Origin of the sequence: Oribacterium sinus (assembly GCF_963537195.1) — a bacterium.
Lineage (GTDB): Bacteria > Bacillota > Clostridia > Lachnospirales > Lachnospiraceae > Oribacterium > Oribacterium sinus_A.
Genome location: NZ_CAUTEG010000001.1, coordinates 1 through 19474, shown reverse-complemented (window position 1 = coordinate 19474; position 19474 = coordinate 1). Strand labels below are relative to the sequence as shown.

At 44.2% G+C, this 19474-nt stretch carries 18 protein-coding genes; 4 read left to right on the top strand and 14 right to left on the bottom strand.

Features of this window, described 5'->3' with window-relative positions; all coding sequences use genetic code 11:
• Positions 1 to 87 precede the first annotated feature (87 nt).
• Entirely contained in the window at positions 88 to 810 is a 723-nt protein-coding gene (locus RYL27_RS00090) for a Maf family protein (RefSeq protein WP_314964202.1), read from the bottom strand.
• A 284-nt stretch (positions 811 to 1094) separates the two neighbouring features.
• Between RYL27_RS00090 and RYL27_RS00085 the strand changes: the two genes are divergently transcribed.
• Both RYL27_RS00085 and RYL27_RS00080 read left to right on the top strand, forming a co-directional pair.
• Positions 1095 to 1337: a hypothetical protein gene (locus RYL27_RS00085; protein ID WP_007157491.1), complete on the top strand. Its 243-nt coding sequence runs from the start codon at positions 1095 to 1097 to the stop codon at positions 1335 to 1337.
• Complete coding sequence (locus RYL27_RS00080) at positions 1334 to 1978, top strand: NAD(P)-binding protein (RefSeq protein ID WP_314964197.1); 645 nt, start codon at positions 1334 to 1336, stop codon at positions 1976 to 1978. The genes RYL27_RS00085 and RYL27_RS00080 overlap by 4 nt, the downstream gene beginning before the upstream one ends.
• Before the next feature lie 108 nt (positions 1979 to 2086).
• Here RYL27_RS00080 and RYL27_RS00075 read toward each other — a convergent pair whose 3' ends face one another.
• On the bottom strand, positions 2087 to 3433 hold the full coding sequence (locus RYL27_RS00075) for a sodium-dependent transporter (protein ID WP_314964194.1): 1347 nt from the start codon (positions 3431 to 3433) through the stop codon (positions 2087 to 2089).
• A gap of 126 nt (positions 3434 to 3559) precedes the next feature.
• The gene (locus tag RYL27_RS00070) at positions 3560 to 5242 is read right to left on the bottom strand and encodes a tryptophanase (protein WP_314964191.1); all 1683 of its coding nucleotides are present in this window, start codon (positions 5240 to 5242) and stop codon (positions 3560 to 3562) included.
• 611 nt (positions 5243 to 5853) lie between these two features.
• Here RYL27_RS00070 and RYL27_RS00065 point away from each other — a divergent pair.
• Positions 5854 to 6507: a helix-turn-helix transcriptional regulator gene (locus tag RYL27_RS00065; protein ID WP_314964188.1), complete on the top strand. Its 654-nt coding sequence runs from the start codon at positions 5854 to 5856 to the stop codon at positions 6505 to 6507.
• A gap of 424 nt (positions 6508 to 6931) precedes the next feature.
• Here the strand turns inward: RYL27_RS00065 and RYL27_RS00060 are convergent, their stop codons facing one another.
• Complete coding sequence (locus RYL27_RS00060; protein ID WP_314964185.1) at positions 6932 to 8341, bottom strand: uracil-xanthine permease family protein; 1410 nt, start codon at positions 8339 to 8341, stop codon at positions 6932 to 6934.
• A gap of 466 nt (positions 8342 to 8807) precedes the next feature.
• Between RYL27_RS00060 and RYL27_RS00055 the strand changes: the two genes are divergently transcribed.
• Entirely contained in the window at positions 8808 to 9692 is an 885-nt protein-coding gene (locus tag RYL27_RS00055) for a LysR family transcriptional regulator (protein ID WP_314833262.1), read from the top strand.
• 287 nt (positions 9693 to 9979) lie between these two features.
• On the opposite strand, the gene RYL27_RS00050 is transcribed toward RYL27_RS00055, so the two are convergent.
• The 10 genes from RYL27_RS00050 to RYL27_RS00005 form a co-directional block, all read right to left on the bottom strand.
• On the bottom strand, positions 9980 to 10603 hold the full coding sequence (locus tag RYL27_RS00050; RefSeq protein ID WP_314964182.1) for a hypothetical protein: 624 nt from the start codon (positions 10601 to 10603) through the stop codon (positions 9980 to 9982).
• 24 nt (positions 10604 to 10627) lie between these two features.
• Positions 10628 to 12664, bottom strand: coding sequence for a heavy metal translocating P-type ATPase (locus tag RYL27_RS00045; protein ID WP_314964179.1), 2037 nt, complete (start codon positions 12662 to 12664; stop codon positions 10628 to 10630).
• Between the two features lie 164 nt (positions 12665 to 12828).
• On the bottom strand, positions 12829 to 13047 hold the full coding sequence (locus tag RYL27_RS00040; RefSeq protein ID WP_304072586.1) for a heavy metal-associated domain-containing protein: 219 nt from the start codon (positions 13045 to 13047) through the stop codon (positions 12829 to 12831).
• A 103-nt stretch (positions 13048 to 13150) separates the two neighbouring features.
• Positions 13151 to 13483, bottom strand: coding sequence for an ArsR/SmtB family transcription factor (locus RYL27_RS00035; protein ID WP_304072585.1), 333 nt, complete (start codon positions 13481 to 13483; stop codon positions 13151 to 13153).
• A 196-nt stretch (positions 13484 to 13679) separates the two neighbouring features.
• Entirely contained in the window at positions 13680 to 14879 is a 1200-nt protein-coding gene (locus RYL27_RS00030) for a cysteine desulfurase family protein (protein ID WP_314964176.1), read from the bottom strand.
• Positions 14876 to 15364: a cyclic pyranopterin monophosphate synthase MoaC gene (moaC, locus tag RYL27_RS00025; protein ID WP_007157502.1), complete on the bottom strand. Its 489-nt coding sequence runs from the start codon at positions 15362 to 15364 to the stop codon at positions 14876 to 14878. The genes RYL27_RS00030 and moaC overlap by 4 nt, the downstream gene beginning before the upstream one ends.
• Positions 15365 to 15457: 93 nt before the next feature.
• Positions 15458 to 16621, bottom strand: a complete 1164-nt coding sequence (locus RYL27_RS00020; RefSeq protein ID WP_314964173.1) for a sulfate/molybdate ABC transporter ATP-binding protein — start codon at positions 16619 to 16621, stop codon at positions 15458 to 15460.
• Positions 16622 to 16642: 21 nt separating this feature from the next.
• Entirely contained in the window at positions 16643 to 17329 is a 687-nt protein-coding gene (modB, locus tag RYL27_RS00015) for a molybdate ABC transporter permease subunit (RefSeq protein ID WP_304073701.1), read from the bottom strand.
• A 2-nt stretch (positions 17330 to 17331) separates the two neighbouring features.
• Positions 17332 to 18258, bottom strand: coding sequence for a molybdate ABC transporter substrate-binding protein (modA, locus tag RYL27_RS00010; RefSeq protein WP_314964170.1), 927 nt, complete (start codon positions 18256 to 18258; stop codon positions 17332 to 17334).
• Between the two features lie 165 nt (positions 18259 to 18423).
• Positions 18424 to 19347, bottom strand: a complete 924-nt coding sequence (locus RYL27_RS00005; RefSeq protein WP_314964167.1) for a molybdenum cofactor synthesis domain-containing protein — start codon at positions 19345 to 19347, stop codon at positions 18424 to 18426.
• Positions 19348 to 19474 lie beyond the last annotated feature (127 nt).

Here is a 19474-nt window from a genome sequence, read left to right as displayed (position 1 = left end):
CATGCCCCTGTTCACAAAAGCGATAAGTAAGAGGGGGCAACTCCCACACACAGAAGCTCCACTCAGAAGCTACAGCAAAATTTTTCCTTACAATGCCTCTCCTTCCGCTCCCAAAAACTTCAAGGCCTGATAGAGTCTGGCAAGGGGCAGGCCCATCACATTGTAATAGTCCCCTGCAATGCCCTTTACAAAGGGGGCAAAACGCCCCTGAATCCCGTAAGCTCCCGCCTTATCCATAGGCTCTTTGCTTTCGATATAATCCCAAATTTCCCGCTCCGTAAGTCTTGCGAACTGCACCTCGGTCTTTTCGTAAAAACCCATTTTCTTCCCCTGAAAATGAAGGCTGACCCCGGTATAGACCTGATGGGCTCTTCCGGAAAGGGCGGAAAGCATCCTGTAGGCATCCTCCTCACTTTTCGGTTTTCCCAAAATCCGATCCTCGAAAAATACCACTGTGTCCGCCCCAATCACAAGATAGTCCTTCGGATACTGCTTTGCCACGTCCTCCGCCTTCTGAAAGGCCAGCTTCTGCACCAAAAGACTGGGATCCTCCTCCGTTACATCCTCCGCTATTCCGCTGGGATGAATCTCCGCCTTAAGTCCCAGAAGCTGAATCAGCTCCTGTCTTCTTGGAGATGCGGAAGCCAAAACCACCTTGGGAAATAGCACCGTGATGGGCTTTTCCTTTTTTTCTGCTTCCTTCCTTCTTTCCTCCCGCTCTTTTAATTTATGTTCCAAAAGGTCTACCTCTTCTTTGGAAAGCCCCAGCTTTTCCAAGAAGTCCTCGTCTTTATTTGTAGCGTCTCCCATTTTTCTTCCTTTCTTTTTTGCAATTGCCCCTCTGTTTTTGCAGTCGCCTTTCTATTTTAACGATTTTTTTCTGTTTTCACAGTAATTTTTTTACAATTTGCCATAAAAATGATTTTCTTTCTCTTTTTTGTGAAATACGATGTTTTCCGGGAAAATAAGCGGAGAAAACAGCAAAGAAATTTCCTCTTTTCTCCAAAAGATTTCTTCTTGCATTTTCCTCCGCTTTATACTAAGGTGAACTCATCGCACTACGCGCAGTACATGTCTTAGAGAAAGGGAATTCTATGAAAATCGAAAACGTAAACAACGTAGAGGGCTTATTTAAGCTATTGAATGACTTACACGGAAAGGTAGAATTGGTTTCTCCGGAAGGAGACCGTATCAACTTAAAGTCCAAGCTCTCCCAAATGCTGATGATGTCCCAGATGTTGGACAAGGCTTACATTAAAGAGCTGGAACTGATTGTCCATGAGCCGGAGGACATGAAGAAGGTTGTTGAATTCATGATGGGAGATGCTCACAATTGATTCTCTGCTCTTCCAAAAACTTGACTCTTCCCAAGCCGGAAGAGTCTTTTTTTTCTGATTTACTGGTGGTGGGAGGAGGCTGTTCCGGCTTAGCCGCAATCTCCGCCGCAGCGGATCTTGGGATTGAAAACAGTCTTTTATTGGAAAAAGAAGAAAGCCTTGGAGGGCGTTTAGGAAAAAGCACGGAAGAGATAAGCGGGCTCTTTACAAAGACCGTTCAGCCTAAAGAGCTTCTAGCGCATTTTTCTCTTTTTCTGGAAAATTATGGAGTCGCTCATCAAGAGGGTGTGGAAGTAGAGGAAATTTATGTTCTTTCAAGGGAGGCTCTTTCGATAGTGCATTCCCAAGACGAAGCTTCTGCTTACCGCTATCTCTTAAAGGCTAAAACAAAAGAAGGCTCTTGCTTCTTTATCGGTAAAGCCTTAGTTTTGGCTGTAGGAGCACTTAGTCCGGAGGAAAATGCCGCTGTTTCCGCTCTTATAAAAGAAGAAGAAAAGAAAACAGCCTCTCCCCGACTTTTCCTGACAGGACAAAGTCTTGCCCCCTCCCAAAGCATTGCCGAAGCAGTGCAATCCGGTGGAGCTGTGGGTAGAATGGTAGGAGAAATGCTTTTAAAAGAAAAGCATAAACAGGGATTTTAAAACAAGGGGCTGTAAAAAAATCAAAATAAGAAATAGAAAACTATTTTGATTTTTACAGCCCCTTTTTTGTTATGAAAATACTTTCATGCTTTTTCTATTATAGCTTGATTATCCGATTCCACCGTAAAATGCACCTGCTATAAGTGCAAGCAATGCAAGTCCTGTATAAACATACTTACCCAAAAAGAACCAGGTATCTCCTTTAGGCTTCTTTGCACCTGTATTTACCGCTTCCATTGTATACTGCTTTCCAAATATGAAGAACAACATTACTGAAGCAAGTACCGCACCAATAGGGCAAATATAGATAGACACCGCATCCATCCAACTTCCTACAATTCCCTGTATCAATACTGCAACAACGACGCCGAGTACACCAATTATTCCTACTGACTGTATTCTACTCAGTCTAAACTGCTGCTGCAATGTAGCTACAGGCGCCTCATACAGATTCACAAGGGAACTGAGTCCTGCAAAGGTAACACATACGAAGAATATAATTCCTACAAGCATACCACCGGGCATCTGATTCATGATATTTACAAGGTAAATGAACATGAGTCCCGGGCCACCTTCACTAAGCTCTGCACCGGATGTGGCCATAGCAGGGATAATCACCAATGCTGCAAGAAGTGCTGCAAGAGTATCAAATATGGCGATATTCATTGCAGAGAAAGGTACATCTTCTTTCTTACTGAGATAGGAGCCGTAAATCACTGTGCCGTTACCTGCAATAGAAAGGGAAAAAAACGCCTGTCCGAATGCAAATATCCAAAGTCTTACATCCTTTAATCCCTCCGGATTTACAGTAAAGATATACTTGTATCCGTTTACTGCCCCCGGTTGAATTCCTATGTAAATAGCCAGTCCAACCATCATTACGAAAAGCAGCGGCATCATAAACTTGTTTGCTTTTTCTATACCATCCGCAACTCCAAATGCCATAATGGCGAAATTTACAATAAGCGCTATAATGATCCACATATTATTTCCGAAAGCCGTAGCGGTGGATCCAAAAGTTCCTCCTATGACATCCATATTGGTGCCCATTCCAAAGAGCTTACCTGTAAATGCCATGACAACATATTTAAAAATCCAGCCTACTACACAGGAATAGCCTATAGCAAGAGCCAAAGAACCTATTGTCGGTATAATTCCTATACTCTCACCAAGTTTTCTGCTTTTTCCGGCATGTGCCATAGCAGCGCCGAATGCACCTATAGGACCTTTCCCTGTGCTCCTTCCTAAGGCGATTTCCTCCACCACTCCCGTGCTACCGATCAAGATAACAAATAAGAAGTAGGGAATCAAAAAAGTCATGCCTCCCCAGGCTGACACAAGCACCGGAAATCTCCACAGGTTTCCCATACCAACGGCTGAACCTACACAGGCTATAATAAAACCTATTTGTGAGTTAAATCCATCCTGCTTTACAGCGGTATTATCTGAACCCATAAGCTTCCTCCATCTTGATAAAAATGTAAGTCTCTCTTGTGGATAGCAGTCCGGTCTCTACAAGACCGGACGCCAAGATATTTTATTTTTTTACGAGTATCGCCGGCATATCCTACGATATCTCATTTATTTTTCCCAATATTTGTAATTTCCTTCATCACACATTTCTTCCTTAGATGGAGCGTAGGGCTCTGCCCATGCATGGAAATGTCTCATTGGTAATGTATGACCAAAGGTAATCTTTAGATTGGGAACTGTATCTCTGTCTTTATAAAGTTGTGTCAGTGCTGCAATAATATAGTCCATGTGCTGCTTGCTAAACTGACTTCTGTTAATCGCCAGACGGACAACATTACATACTTCCTTCTGTTGCTCAGGAGTTTTCAGATCATATTCCATAGAGAAATCTCCAAGCTCTGAACAACGGATACCGTAACGGTGAATCATCTCCAGAGAAAGTGCCTGTCCTGCAAAGCTCTCATGACCTCTCTTATAGTTAAAGAACTTATCAACATCAATATAAATTCCGTGTCCTCCTGCAGGCTGTACTACAGGAACACCGTTTGCTGTAAGACCGTCTGCCAGATACTGACACTGTCTTACTCTTTCGTCCTGATAGTCAAATCTTGCCTCTTCATACATACCCTGGCAAAGCGCCATAATATCATGTCCGGACATTCCGCCATAAGAATCATTTCCATAAGCGGAAATCTGGCGAACCTTCAAAAGGTGTCCGATATCTGTCTTTACGCTGCCGTCCTCATTGAACTCTGAGAACTTCTGCCAGAAAAGTCCCTTGTCACGGAAGGCCAAAACACCACCCATATTGGCATGTCCGTTTTTCTTAAGGGATGCGGAAACCACATCAAAGTAGGAGAACATCTCTTTTGCAATTTCACAGATAGACTTGTCCCCATAGCCCTCTTCATTCATCTTAATGAAGTAACAGTTCTCTGCCCATCTTGCACCGTCCATAACAAATGGAATATTGTACTTGTGTGCAATCTTGGAAACCTCTCTGATATTCTTCATGGAAACAGCCTGTCCGCATACAGAGTTATTGGTCACTGTAGAATAAATCAGCGGAACATTCTCTACGCCTACAGCCTCAATAAGCTGGTTGAGCTTATCAATGTCCATATCTCCCTTAAAAGGATTCTTCTCATATTTTCCGCTCTTTGGTACCTCAAATAAGATTTCCTTATGGAAAAGGTTTCTGGGTACATTGCCCATTTGCTTGATATTACCTTCTGTGGTATCAAAGTGAGCATTGGAAGGAATGGTGAAAACTTTACCCGGCCATCTCTTTGCAAATAATGGTTTTAATACATCAAACAAAAGTGCCTCTGCACAACGTCCCTGAGGAACGATAAATGTATTAGGTCTTGACAGCTGGTACTTACCACCATTGATAAATCCGCCCTCATAGTCCACCAGATACACTTCATTCATCATTTTTTCAACATCATCCTTGTCTACACCTTCTTTGATGTAATTGATGAGTCTCTTCTGATCGTCTCCTCTTTCCCATACATCTCTAAATGCATCCAAAAGAACATAATATCCTTTGTTTCTTCCGTAAGATTCATCTGCAAGGAACATCGCTGACCACTGTGTGTCTGTCATGGATGTAGTACCCGAATCGGAAAGACAGTCAATGTATAAAAGACCTGCCGGAAAAGCAAACTCATTGTAATGCGTCATTTCCAGAGCTTTTCTTCTCTGCTCCTGGGTAACTGTAGGAACTTCTCTCACTACGTGTGTCCATGACTTTGGTGCCTCTACACCTAACATTTTCTCGTACTCCATTTTAATACCTCCATATATAAAAATATATTTTGATACCCCGGTCATCGTAAGAAACGACTGGCGGACGGTATTACAATCCCTTGAAGCAAGATAGAAATACTGCTTTAGCCAATATGCCGCTATGTGCTTAATAACCAAAATTTATATATTCAAATATATTATTATAAGCATATTGATATGAGAATAATTTATCACCCTTTTAACCACTTGTCAATATTGTTTAATTAAAGGCTATTTTTAGTGATATTTTAGTGCATTTATGTTTATTTTGTACAAATATCAGCTTTTGAAACAAAACTTCAGAAATAACAAAATAGTGATTTGATAAATTTTGTGGGATTTTTCTTTGCCTTTACGCTAGGTTTCTGCGTAAATGTATAAAAAAAAGCCTTTGTTTTCCTATATGTCTTTGCATCAAATAATATTTGAGAATTTTGTTGAGAATTTTTTCTCATTTCTTTTCCATCTATCTCTATACCCCAAATTTGTCATTTTGGTGATTTTGCTTAAAAACCGATTTTAGGAGCATGAAGTTTTGCTATAATAAATAAGAACTGTTTTTATAAAATTTTTTGTGTGCTGAAAGCATACAAATAGAATTTGGAGCGATTATGAATGAATTGGATATAAAAAAATATATTGATCTTTCTGATTTTTTAGGTACAGTACTGGGACCTGATTACGAAATTATAGTATATGATCTAAAGCAAATCCTATATATCCTTAACGGAAATATCAGCGGCAGAAAAAGTGGAGATCTGCTCAGTCCAACTATGAAAAGTATTTTACAAAGAGAAGAGTCCGCCAAGGAAACATGGCTATCAAATTATAGAGCGCTTTCCTCCAATGGCAAGATTTTGAGATCCTCTTCTTTTTTTATAAAAGATGAAAGCTGCAAAGTCGTAGGTGGGCTAAACATAAACTTCGATGATAATCGATACAAAGAACTATCAAATCTAATTTTTTCTCTATGTCATCCGGATAATTATGTATCCAAAAATATTTCCATAGAAATAAAGGGAAATGATGAGCAAACAATCTTTTCGGAAAATATTTCAAATACTATAGACGAAATATTGAATAGAATAAACAAGTCCCTTCCTTTCAGTTATCTAAGTCATTCAGAAAAGCTTGATATCATACGACAGCTTTATCAAAAAGGCATCTTCTCTATGAAGGGCTCTGTAAAAACTGTAGGGAACAGGCTATCCTGCTCCCCCGCCAGTATGTATCGGTATTTGGAACTTGTAAAAAAGGAAAAATAATTTGATATGTTTTTAAGATTAGCATAAATACAAAAAGGGACTGTAAAAAAATCAAAATAACTTTCTAAGCAATATAGGCCTGAAACGGAGCATGCTCTCGCTAGCTTAATTCTATGTATCGAAAAACTTTATAAAGATGCGCTCTAATGCAGTATAGGTCTGTAATCGGGGCACGCTCTCGCTAACCTCGCCTTCGCAGCGGTACTAACTTCAAGCTTCGCTTTGCTCGCTTTCAGTAAGTACCGGCGGGCTCAGATTACCCCTCTTACAGACCTATACTGCATTATTCGCTTCATTTATTGATTTTTACAGTTCTTCAATTCACCGGATTTCGCAAATATCGGGCTCAGACTACCCCGTATCCAGACCTATATTGCCAAAAATTTCTTTATCATTTTGATTTTTTCACAGTCCTTTTTAGTCTTTAATCCTTCTTTTCCTTGTCACCGTATTTTGTCGCAATCTCAAACAGTAAGCTTTTACCCTGTGATATCTGTAAATCCACACCTGTATCGTTGGGCTTGTTCTCTGCGAATTCATAGTCCTTATCCGGAAGAATGGCATTTAACAAAATTCCCACCAAAGAGCCTGTAGCAATGCCGGAAAAGGCAATCTGGATACCGAAGAGCTGAAAATGCAGAGCTCCCTCGGAGGAGTAGTTGATTCCGATGGACAATACCAGAATCATAGCCGCCACGATGATATTTCTACTCTTGGAAAAATCCACCTTGGTCTCCACCACATTTCGAACACCCACCGCAGAAATCATGCCGTATAGCACCAGGGAAATTCCGCCGATAATCGCCTGAGGCATTGCTTCAATCACCGCGGAAAACTTCGGGCAGAAGCTAAGGAGTACCGCAAAGCAGGCAGCCAGACGAATGACTCTGGGGTCATACACCTTGGTTAAGCTCAGCACACCGGTATTTTCTCCGTAGGTTGTATTGGCAGGAGCACCGAAGAGGGAAGCAAGCGTTGTGGCCAAGCCATCTCCCAAAAGGGTTCTGTGTAAGCCCGGATCCTCCAGATAGTTAATGCCTACCGTAGAGGAAATGGCGGAGATATCGCCGATATGCTCCATCATTGTTGCAAAGGAAATGGGGATAATGGTCAAGCTGCTGCTCAGAAGTAGAGCCGGATCCAGCTTACCCTCTGTAAATAGGGAGAAAACCGTTCTGTGATAGTCTATCGGAAAGCCGAAAATCGGCGCTTCATTAATACTGTCAAAGGGCACAAAGCCTAAAACTGCCGCAAAGCTGTAGGATATCAGAACCCCCAGCAGGATGGGAATGATTTTCACCATTCCTTTTCCGAAAATGTTGCAAAAGATGACTACGCAGATAGCCAGAAGAGCCAGTCCCCAGTTGGTGGAGCAGTTTTCCACTGCAGACTTGGACAGGTTTAATCCGATGGCTATGATAATCGGTCCCGTGACCACCGGCGGAAAATATCGCATAACCCGGTTGGCTCCAAAGGCCTGAAAGAGGAAGGCCAGCACCAGATACATCAGTCCTGCGCAGGCTACTCCGAAGCAGGCGTAGAGCAGAAGCTCCGGCTCCTTGTTGGGTGCTATACTCATATACCCCGCCAGAAAGGCGAAGGAAGAGCCTAGGAACGCGGGCACCTTATTCTTTGAAAGGAAGTGAAACAAGAGTGTACCCAGTCCTGCAAAAAGCAGGGTGGTGGAAATGGACAAGCCCGTCAATAGGGGTACCAGCACCGTTGCTCCGAACATGGCAAAAAGATGTTGTAATCCCAAGACCACAAACCTTCCTTTTCCCAAGACTCTGGCATCGTAAATAGCTTCTTCTCCGATATTTTTGATTTTCTCCACATTAGCCTCCTTTGTAGCTATTCTCAGGGAATCTCAGTCTATTCAATTTTCTTCGTACATTTACGCCGTTCCCTATCATACTCTCAGACTCGGACTATGTCAAAATTATTTTCCCGTACATTTCGAAGGAAGACTATTCTTTCCCTACTTATTTTTCTACTTATTTTTCTACTTATTTTCCTACTTATTTTCCTTCTTGTTTCCGGCAGGTTTTCGGCTTTGTTTCGTCTGCTCTCGAGATGCCGTGATGGAATACGTCTTGAAAATGCGTAGAATTTTCAGAATCTTCAGAAAAGCGTTCCTTTCCCCCTTCTTCCTTTTGTGATAAAATAAACATAAGTCAATAGGAAAATTTTTTATTATAAGATATTTTGCAAGAAACGGAAATAAATTTTATAGGTCGTTTTCAACAAAAAATTGAATATTGGTTATATACTGAGAAGATAATGCGTGGAGGATAGACATCATGGAAATAAGACAGCTGCATTCTTTTATAAAAATCGTTGAATTACAAAGCTTTTCCAAGGCGGCAGAAGCCCTGGGCTACACCCAGGCGGCAGTAACTATTCAGATTCGCCAACTGGAGCTGGAATTCAACACCCGCTTTTTTGACCGGGTGGGAAGGCACGTTGAATTAACCCCTCCCGGAAGGAAGTTTCTGATGTATGCCAATGAAATCCTTCGAAAAGTGGATGATGTCCATGCGATGTTGGGAAATGCCGTAGTAAAGGATCATAGGTTGCGTATCGGCACCTTGGAATCCCTGCTCAGTTTTAAACTGCCGAAGGTAGTCAGTTATTTCTATAAACACTACCCTACCGTGGCTTTGGAAATCCGCTCCGGAACACCGAAGGAGCTGAACGAGATGCTGGATCATAACCAGATTGATCTGGCCTATTACATCGACCAGAAGGTTTACGGACAAAACTGGGAGAAGACTTTAGAGGAACCGGAGGCTGTAGTTTTTGTGGCTTCCAAAGACGCCAAACTTCCGGAAAAGGAAGAATATCTTTTGGCTGAGCTTTTAAACCAGCCCTTCTTCCTCACGGAGAAGGATTCCAATTACCGTTATGCATTGGAGCAGGAATTGGCCTCCCGACATTTGGGTATACGCCCCTTCTTTGAAACCAGAAATCCGGATGTGATTATCGAGCTGATTAAAGAAAACCAGGCACTTTCCTTCCTCCCCAGATATGCCGTGGAGGAAAGTCTGAACAACGGAAGCCTACGGCTTCTGAAGGTGCAGGACTTTGAGATGCAGATGTATCGTCAGCTCTTCTACCATAAGGACAAGTGGATTACGGAGGAAATGAAGAACTTCATCGCTTTGGGTGAATTATCGATGCTATAAAAGAAGAAAAAGAAGCGAATATAAAACAGTAAGCTCTTCCTGACAGGAAGATTCGCTTTACTATTTTTTCCATTCACTTCTAAAAAAGAATGAACCGCCCTACAGATTTGTAAATCAAAGATGTAGGGTGGTTTATATTTATGCATATAATCCAGTATCAAAGCCAATTTTTGAAAAATATCAGCTACGGTTAACTCATATACGTAGGCGAAGTTAGCGGGAGCGTGCCCGAATTTTAACCCTATACTGAAAGGAAGGCTTTCTCTATTTTTCCAGCCCCATTTGTTTTATAGTAAGTGGTACTTTATCAAACCGCCTTTGGTCTTATAGCCCGTATCCCAAAGCGCCTCCAGAGAAACCCATGCCGCCTCCGAGTAGGTGACGGTCTGTACCTGAAAATCATTTCCCTCTGCCAGCGGGTCTTCCCCCTGATATCGGTAGCCAATCAGTAAAAACCAGTGCCAGATATAATCATCCAAGTCCTGATTCTGATGGTTTAAGACCAAAATCGGCACGGGAAGATTCTTATCAATCTGCTCCACAATACAATCTTTCGCCTTCGCTACATTTTCCTCTCCGGAAACTATGGTCATCATCAGATTTTCCTCCTGATGATCCTTAAGGAAATTTTGGTATCCCTCCACATATAATTCCGGCTTATCAATGCCGGACCAACGGGGATGCAGGTATTTCTTCATTTCTTCGGTAAAATAAAGGTACTCGTCCTGATCTAATTTTTCCAAATTTCCGGAATATAAAGATTTTTTTCCATGGTGCAGGGCAAGATAAATCGAACTGTCACAGGCGGTAATGGCGCCACAGCCCCCCAGCTGCATCATATGGTCAAAACACCAATCCTGGTTTCCCCCATAGGACTCACCGATATAAAAAAAATCCAGTTTCTTCTCCATTTTCTCAGGACTTCTCCTTCCCTTTTATATAGATTTCGGGTTTTGCATCAAGCGCATGGCGTTGATGATGCAAATGACGGTTACCCCCACATCGCCAAACACTGCCGCCCACATATTGGCAATTCCTACGGCACTTAAAATCAGCACCAAAAACTTTACTGCAAGGGCAAAAACAATGTTTTGCATGGCAATCGTCATGGTCTTCTTTCCGATGGCAATGAGGGTGGGAATTCTACTTAAGTCGTCATCCATAATGACTACATCCGCCGCTTCAATGGCTGCATCCGATCCCATAGCGCCCATGGCAATGCCCACATCCGCCCGGGAAAGCACCGGTGCATCATTGATACCGTCTCCGATAAAGGCAAGGTAGCCACTGCGCTTCTCTCCCTCTCCACTTAAAGAACTAAGGATTTCCTCCACCTTCTCCACCTTCTGGGCGGGAAGCAGCTCTCCGTAAACGCTGTCCAAATTCAGCTCCCGGCCTACCGCCTCCGCTACAGGAGTACTGTCTCCGGTAAGCATAACCACACTTTCAATGCCCTGCTGCTTCATTTTCGAAACTGCTTCCTTACTGCTTTCCTTCACCTCATCCGCAATCAAGATTCTTCCAAGATACTGACCGTCCTTTGCTACCAGGCAAATGGTGGCAGCTCCCTCATCCTGCTGTGGTACGGAAATGCCTTCTTCCTCTAAAAGCTTGGCCTTTCCCACTAAAATTTTGCACCCTTCCACAATGGAAATCAAGCCTGCACCGCTGCGATTTTCCGTATTTTCCGGGAAAGGAAGACTGTTGCTTTCCTTTCCGGAAGAATGCTTCATCGGATCATTTTCTACTACGACATCTTCCGGAGAAGCATTAGCCTTCGAAGAATCTTCCATCCATTTTTTGTAGGCGCTGAGAATGGAAAGCCCGATGGGGTGGGTGGAACCATTTTCCGCCATAGCGGCAGTGCGAAGAAGCTCATCCTTGGAAATTCCCTCCCAAGGCTCAATCTCCTGCACGGCGAAATTCCCCTTGGTTAGGGTTCCTGTTTTATCGGACACTACAACCTTTAATTTGGATACCAGCTCCAGATAGTTGGAGCCCTTTACCAGTACACCCTCTCGGGAAGCCGCACCGATTCCTCCGAAGAAGGACAGGGGCACGGAAATCACCAAGGCGCAGGGACAGGACACTACTAAAAAGGTACAGGCACGATATAACCAGGTAAGGGGAGGATGGGCTGCGAAAAACTCCGGAGACACCAGGCCTATTTTTGTTCCCAAGAACAGGCCAAGGCTTGGCAGTATAGCCAATGCCAATGCCGAATATACTACGATCGGGGTATAAATCCGGGCAAACTTTGTGATAAAGTTCTCCGCCTTGGATTTCTTCTCGGAGGCCTCCTCCACCAGCTCCAAAATCTTGGAAACAGTGGAATCCTCAAAGGCCTTCAAAGCCTCTACACGAAGCATGCCCTCTCCATTGATACAGCCGGAAATAATCTTTTCTCCGGGGAATACCTCTCTGGGGACGGACTCTCCGGTAAGGGCTGCCGTATTTACCATGCTTTCTCCTTGACGGACAATGCCGTCCACCGGCACTCTTTCTCCCGGCTTTACCAAAAGCATATCCCCTACTTCTACCTCATCCGGATCCACGGTATCTACGGTGCCGTCTTCCCTTTCAATGTGGGCCAGCTCCGGTACAATATCCATCAGCTCCTTAATGGACTTTCTGCTTTTTCCTACCGCATAGCTTTGGAAAAGCTCTCCCATCTGATAGAAGACCATTACCGCCACCGCTTCCGCAAATTCTCCGGAAAGGAAGGCGCCTAAGGTGGCCACAGTCATCAATAAGGCTTCATCAAAGGGACGCCTGTTTTTGATTCCCAGAAAACATTCCTTTACCACGGAAAGACCGCTGAGAAAATAAGGAATAAGATAAAGCGGAAGATACCAAAGAGAATGCTCCGGAAGGAAGGGAAGAATCCCCGTCTTTTCCACAATCAATAAGATTAAGAATAAGATGACGGAAAGAAGAAGCTTGTTTCTTTCCCGAATAAGTTTCTCTGACATGGTATTTCCCCTTTACTATATTTTTTCTACTCTATGCTTTGCTCTTCTTTACTATATTTTTTCTACTCTATACTTTACTCTAAACTATTGCTTTTCCGGTACTTACTCTGATAATCCGCTTCAATACTCTACTCATAGTACTGCAAGCTTTGGACTTTATTCTCCTACACGCCCTTCACGGTGAAGTCCGGCTCAATGGTCTTTCCTATACGGATGGCTTCCTGCAAAATCTCCTCAAAGCGATCATCCTCCGCCTCCAAGGTAAACTTCTGCATCATGAAGTTTAGCTTTACAGACTGTACTCCCGGAATCTTTCCGATAGCTTCCTGTATCTTAGCCGCACAATTTGCACAATCAATTTCACATTCAAACTTCTTCTTCATTTTTTCTCCTCTTTTCTATATTGATTTTTATTGTTTCCTATAGTAAATAGTTTCTGTTCTTATGATTTCTCATTGATTTCTCATTGATTTCTCATCACTTCTTTTATTCTTCGATATGCTCAATGCCCATGGCAATGATGGTCTTGACATGCTCATCCGCCAAGGAGTAGAGAATGCTTTTCCCCACTCTTTTTCCGCTAACCAAGCGGGCGGTACGAAGAATCTTTAACTGATGAGAAATGGCGGACTGATTCATTTCCAAGTCCTGACAAATCTCCGTAACATTTTTCTCTCCTTCAAACAAATCGTAGAGAATCTTGATTCTGGTGGAATCTCCAAAGACCTTAAACACTTCCGCTAAATCACATAAGCTATCCTCGGAAATCGTTGCATGACTATCTGCTCTTTGATGTTCCAAGGCAATCACTTGACTCATTCCTCTCCTTTCTGAGATTACGGGCTTTACGAGCTTTACGAGCTTTACGAGCTTTATGGTAAAAATTTTTGTAAAGTCCCTCTTCTCTTGCATAATGAATGGCAACTGTAAAAAACCATTCAAAAAGCAACAATAGATTTACATGTGAATATATTATCATATATAAATCTGTTGTCAAGAAATTTTTTCTCTTTTTTTATTCCCGTCTTAAGCGCTCTACCCCTTCTCGAATCGCCTCCACGGTAAACTCCAGTTCCTCTTCCTTTAAGTCCTCTTCAAAGCTTAAACGCAGTCCGGAATAGGCCTCCACATGGCTTTTTCCCATAGCCAAAAGTACATGGCTTGGCTCCACGGAACCGCTGGCACAGGCAGAACCGGCACTGGCACAAATACCCTTTTGATCCAAAAGCAGCAAGAGACTCTCCGCCTCTATTCCCTCTATGCAAATGTGCACATTGCCGGAAAGTCTATTTTCCTCGGATGCTTCCAGTGGATTCACCCCGGTTATCTGCATTCCGGGTACCTCTTCCAAAAGCCTTCTAAAGAACAGCTTCTGAAGCTCCCGTTTTCTTTTCTCTCTTTCCCCCATGCCGGCAAAGGCCTCCTCTGCCGCTCTGGCAAAGCCTACGATAGCGGGAACATTTTCCGTGCCGGCACGAAAGCCCCGCTCCTGAGCTCCCCCATGAAGGAAGGCCGGAAGACGAACGCCCTTTCGAATCACCAAAAGTCCAATCCCCTTGGGGCCATGAAGCTTGTGGGCACTGGCGGAAAGCAGGTCTATCCCCATTTCCGAAAAGGACAATGGAATCTGCCCAAAGGCCTGCACCGCATCCGTATGAAAGAGCACCCCATGCTTTTTCGCAATTTCTCCGATAGCCCGCAAATCCTGAATCGTTCCCATTTCATTGTTGGCCGCCATGACGGAAATCAAAACCGTATCCTCTGTAATCGCCTGCTCCAAGGCTTCCAGATCCAAAAATCCCTCCCGATCCACCGGAATACGGCTGACTCTTGCTCCCAGACTTTCCGCAAACTTGCAGCTTTCCAAAACAGCATGATGCTCTATTGCCGAGCAAATAATGTGAGGCTGTCTTTGCTTCTGACCTGCTGCATCGGAGTCGGATAGACCGCTCTTTTTTTCCATGGCGGAATAAAAGGCTGAAAGAATCGCCCAGTTATCGCTTTCCGTCCCTCCGGAGGTAAAGTAGATTTCCCTTGGATTAATGCCCAAAAGACCGGCAAGACTTCTCCTGCTGTCCTCCACCGCCTTTTTCGCCTTCTGGGCAAAAAGGTAGAGGGAGGAGGGATTTCCGTAATCCTCAGAAAAATAGGGAAGCATAGCTTCCCTGACACTCTTTGATACCGCTGTTGTGGCTGCATGATCCAGATAAATCATTCTTTCTCCTCTTCGTAATAGAAGGCACCGCTCTTTCCCCCCTGCTTTTCCACAAGGTGAATCCCCTCCATATGCATCCTTTTGTCAATGGCCTTACACATATCGTAAATCGTTAGCAAGGTCACGGAAACACCGGTGAGAGCCTCCATTTCCACCCCTGTTTTTCCGGCAGTTTTACAAAGACACTCCACCGTAATCCTTCCCTCTTCCTCCGAAACCTGAAAAGAAATCTTTGCGGATTGTAAGGGCAAAATATGGCAAAGGGGAATCAGCTCCGAGCATTTTTTTGCCCCCATGATTCCGGCTACCTGGGCCACGGTGAACACATCTCCCTTTTTGACCTTTCTTCCCAGTACCGCCTCCATGGCTTCTTTACTGAGGAAAATGCTTCCCCTGGCCACTGCGGTTCTTTCTGTATCCGCTTTTCCGGAAACATCCACCATTCTGGCATTTCCCTGATCGTCAAAATGACTAAACTCTCCCATACTTCTCCCAATCTATTGCATATCTTCGCTTTTTGCAAATTCGTACATTTCTTGAATTCGTTTACTCTGCTAAAAAAGCAAGTTTTCTATACCTTAGTTTTCCTCCGTCAAGAAAAGTACTTTCTCTTCCCGAAGCTGTAAAGCCTTGGGAATCTCCTGCATTTTACCATAGGGGCCGTCTCTTTGCACCAAAAAGCAAATTTCGCCCTCACCCTTTTCCGGCTTAAAATAAAAGTTTTGCTCAAAGGGAAGCTCCGCCTTGGAAAGCAGTTTCACCGACACAGAATTCTCCTCTCCCCCGGAAAAAAGCGGAATAAAATCATGAGCACGATAGCCAACGGCAGAAAGCTTTTCCGGAATTTCCCGCTTCATCGTAAGCTCCAGCCCCCAGTCTTCTATGAAAATGCTATGCTTTCCTATCTTTTTTGCTTTAGCAATATTTTTACAGCCGGTCAAGATAGCCGCCTGACGATTCTTGGGCTGTCTAAAAACTTCCTTGGTCTCTCCCTGCCCGATTACCTTCCCCCCTTGCAGCATAATCACTTCCTCTGCAAAACGATAAATCTCATCCCGGGAGTGGGAAACCATGATGGCCTGCCCCGGAAAATCCTCCAGATGCAGCATCAGCTCTTCCTGCATCTTATCCCGCAAATATAAATCCAGCGCAGAAAAGGGCTCATCCAGAAGAATCATTTCCGGCTCATTGGCAAAGATGCGGGCTAAGGCCACCCTTTGTTGCTGCCCTCCGGAAAGCTCTGCGGGAAAACGCTTTTCCAGTCCTGAAAGCTCCATTTTCTGAAGCAGACGGAAAATCCGCTCCGACCTGCTCTCCCTTTGCTCCCTAAGCGCCGAAGAATTTGCCGAAATCTCTCTATCTCCGCTCTTTCCCCTCTTCCAAAAGTTTGATAGAAGATTTTCCTTATCCTGTCCTTCCATGGCGATGGCAATATTTTCCCACACCGTCAAATGGGGAAAAAGGGCATAGGACTGAAAAAGATAACCGATTCTTCTCTTTTGAGGTGGCAGATTGATTTTTTTCGAAGAAGAAAAAAGGCAGGAATCCCCTAGCAGAATCTCCCCCTGCTTGGGAGTCACAATCCCGGCAATGCTCTTTAAGCACATACTCTTACCCGAACCCGAAGCCCCCAAAATTCCAATCCGCTTTTTATTAGAAGAAAAATGAATATCCAAAAGAAAGCTATCCAAAGGAAGCTGAAAGGACAGCTTACAAAAAGACGATTGTTCTGCTTTCTCCATTACAACTCCTTTCAAAACTTTCTATTTTCGGCTTTTGCTTAGTAGCTGTAACGCCGTCATGCAAAACAACGAAATCAGCATCACCACCCCTACCCATACTCCCGCAGTCACATAGTCCTGGTCCTGCATCACAAGGGCAATTCTTTGGGAAATGGTGGCGGTTTTTCCGGGGATGTTTCCCGCCAGCATGGATGTGGCGCCATACTCTCCCAGAGCTCTGGCAAAGCTTAACACCGCGCCCGATAGGATTCCCGGACCGGAAAGGGGCAGAATAATCTTCCAAAAAATCTTCGTTTCCGACAGTCCCAAGGTTCTTCCCGCCTGCACCAAATCCTTGGGAACCAAGGCAAAGCTTGCTTTGGCATTCCTATACATTAAAGGCAGAGAAATTACCGTAGCCGCAAGAACACAGCCCAAAAAGGACTGAACCACTTTAATGCCGAAGTGAGAAAATAAAAAAATGCCCACCGGCCGTCTTTTGCTGAAAAGCAAAAGCAAAAAATAGCCTGCCACCGTAGGGGGCAAGACCATGGGAAGAGTCAGAACACTGTCTACAATGGATTGCCAGGGCTCCTTCCATTTTCCTACCTTTTGGGCTAAAAAAATCCCCAGAAAGAAGCAAATCACTGTAGTGATGCAGGCTGTCTTTAGGGATATCCATAAGGGACTCCAGTCTAACGACCGGAGTCCTGCTAATAATTCATTCATCATTATTTTACGTCAGTATCGAAATAATACTTCTGGAAGGTGGTCTTTGCATTGTCGGAAGTGACGAAAGCAATGAAATCTTTTGCTGCATCCTGCTCTTCCTGACTTGCTTCTTCATTCTTAATCTGCGCAATAGGATAGATGACATTTCCGGTCAAATCGTAAGGCACCTTCTCCAGAATCTGAAGCTTGTCCTCATAACCGTAGGTATCGGAATAATAGGTGGTTCCTACTTCGGAGGATCCCTCTACCACTGCCGCCAAAACCTTGGAAACGTTGGACTGCTCAGAAATTTCTACACCGCCTAAAGCTTCAGATACTTCCTGAGTACTAATCTTGGACACATCCTCCGTCTCGGGAAGAATTTTTAAAGCAACAAGAGCCTGTCTTGTGTACTTTCCTACAGGAACGGTACCGTCTGCCAAGGCGATGGACTTCGCATCCTTCAAATTCTCTAAACCGGTAACCTTGGTTCCGCTGTCCTTTAAAGTAACTACGCAAAGCTGGTTGTTGACTACATTTTTTCTGCTTCCCTCTACAAGGTTTCCTTCTCCCTCCAAAGTATCCATCTGCTTCTGTGCAGCGGAGAAGAAAATGTCGCAGGCATAGCCTTCCTGAATCTGGCTTAAAAGCTTTCCGGAGGAATCCGCGTTAAATACCAGCTTCACCTCGGGATGCTCCTTCTCGTACTGCTGCCCCAGGTCTTCCATCACATTCTTTAAAGAAGCTGCTACGAAAACCTGTACTTCGGTCTTCTCTCCATCCTCTTTTGCAGCCTCGGTAGCCTTTTCGGAAGCCTTTTCACTGGCTTTCTCAGAGGCCTTCTCTGTTGTTGCCGCAGCGGTAGTTTCAGTCTTCTTTGCTCCTCCGCAGGCTGTCATAGCCAATGCTGCTGCAAGGGCCAAAGCAAATAATACTTTTTTCTTCATACTTTTCTCCTTTTTTATGTTTTCTCTCCCCAATCCCTCCGGTCTTACTCCGGAGACTTCAGGAAAAGTAGTGAGCTTCATCTATATCCATTCTCAGAGAACTTCAAGAAAGCAACAGGCCTAATCTATACCCACTCTCAGAAAATTTCAGGAAAAGTAGCGTACTTAATCCGTATCCGTTCCCCGAAGGATTCCCAAACCGTGGAATAAATCCGGGAAAAGGTAGTCCAGATTCTCCTTGCAGGCCTTGGGACTGCCGGGAAGATTAATCACCAGAGATTTCTTCCGAATGCCTGCAGTCTGACGACTGAACATAGCCTTCTTGGTGATGGACAGGCTATAAGCGCGTAAAGCTTCCGGAATCCCCGGTACTTCTCTTTCACATACCGCCTTGGTAGCTTCCGGAGTACAGTCCCTTTCGGAAAATCCGGTGCCCCCGGTGGTCAGAATCAAAGAAATCTGTCGCTGATCCGCCAGTCTCTTGATTTCTTTCTCCAGCTCCGGTCTTCCGTCGGGAAGAAGAAGCTGTTCCTCCACAATCATGCCCTGATGTTTCAAAAATTCTGCAATTACGGGGCCGGACTGATCCTCATATACCCCTTGAGAGGCTCTGTCCGACAGGGTAATCACCGCCGCAGTAAAGGGTCTGTCCTTTTTCCCGGGGAGAATTTCCACCGGATCCCCCACCCGGATTTTTCCTCCCTTTTTCACCACGGAGAAAATGCCTTCTCTTGGCATAATACAGTCTCCCATACGGTGAAAGATGGCGCAGTGGCTGTGACAGGCCTTTCCGATTTGGCTAAGCTCTAAAATGCAGTCTCCTATATGAATTTCACTGCCCACCGGATACTTGGACAGGTCAAATCCCTCTATCACCAGATTTTCTCCGAAGGCTCCAAAGTCCACCTGGGCTCCCTTCTTCCGAAAATCATCTATTTTCTCAAAGGCCAAAAGGCTCACCTGTCTATGCCATTTTCCGGCATGGGCATCCCCCTGAAGGCCGAAGTCCTCCACCAGAAGAGCTTCCTCTACCTCTGATTTTTCCGTTCCCTTTTGCTCGCTCAAGCAAATGGCTAATACTTTTCCCATAAACTCCTCGATTCTAGCCGCCGATTCTTCCCATTTCCCGCTTTTCCGTCACCTCGGAAAGCTTTTCAAAGCAATGGCTTTCCGGCTTTGCCCAGATACTTTCCTGAATCTTTTCCAGTAAAATCTC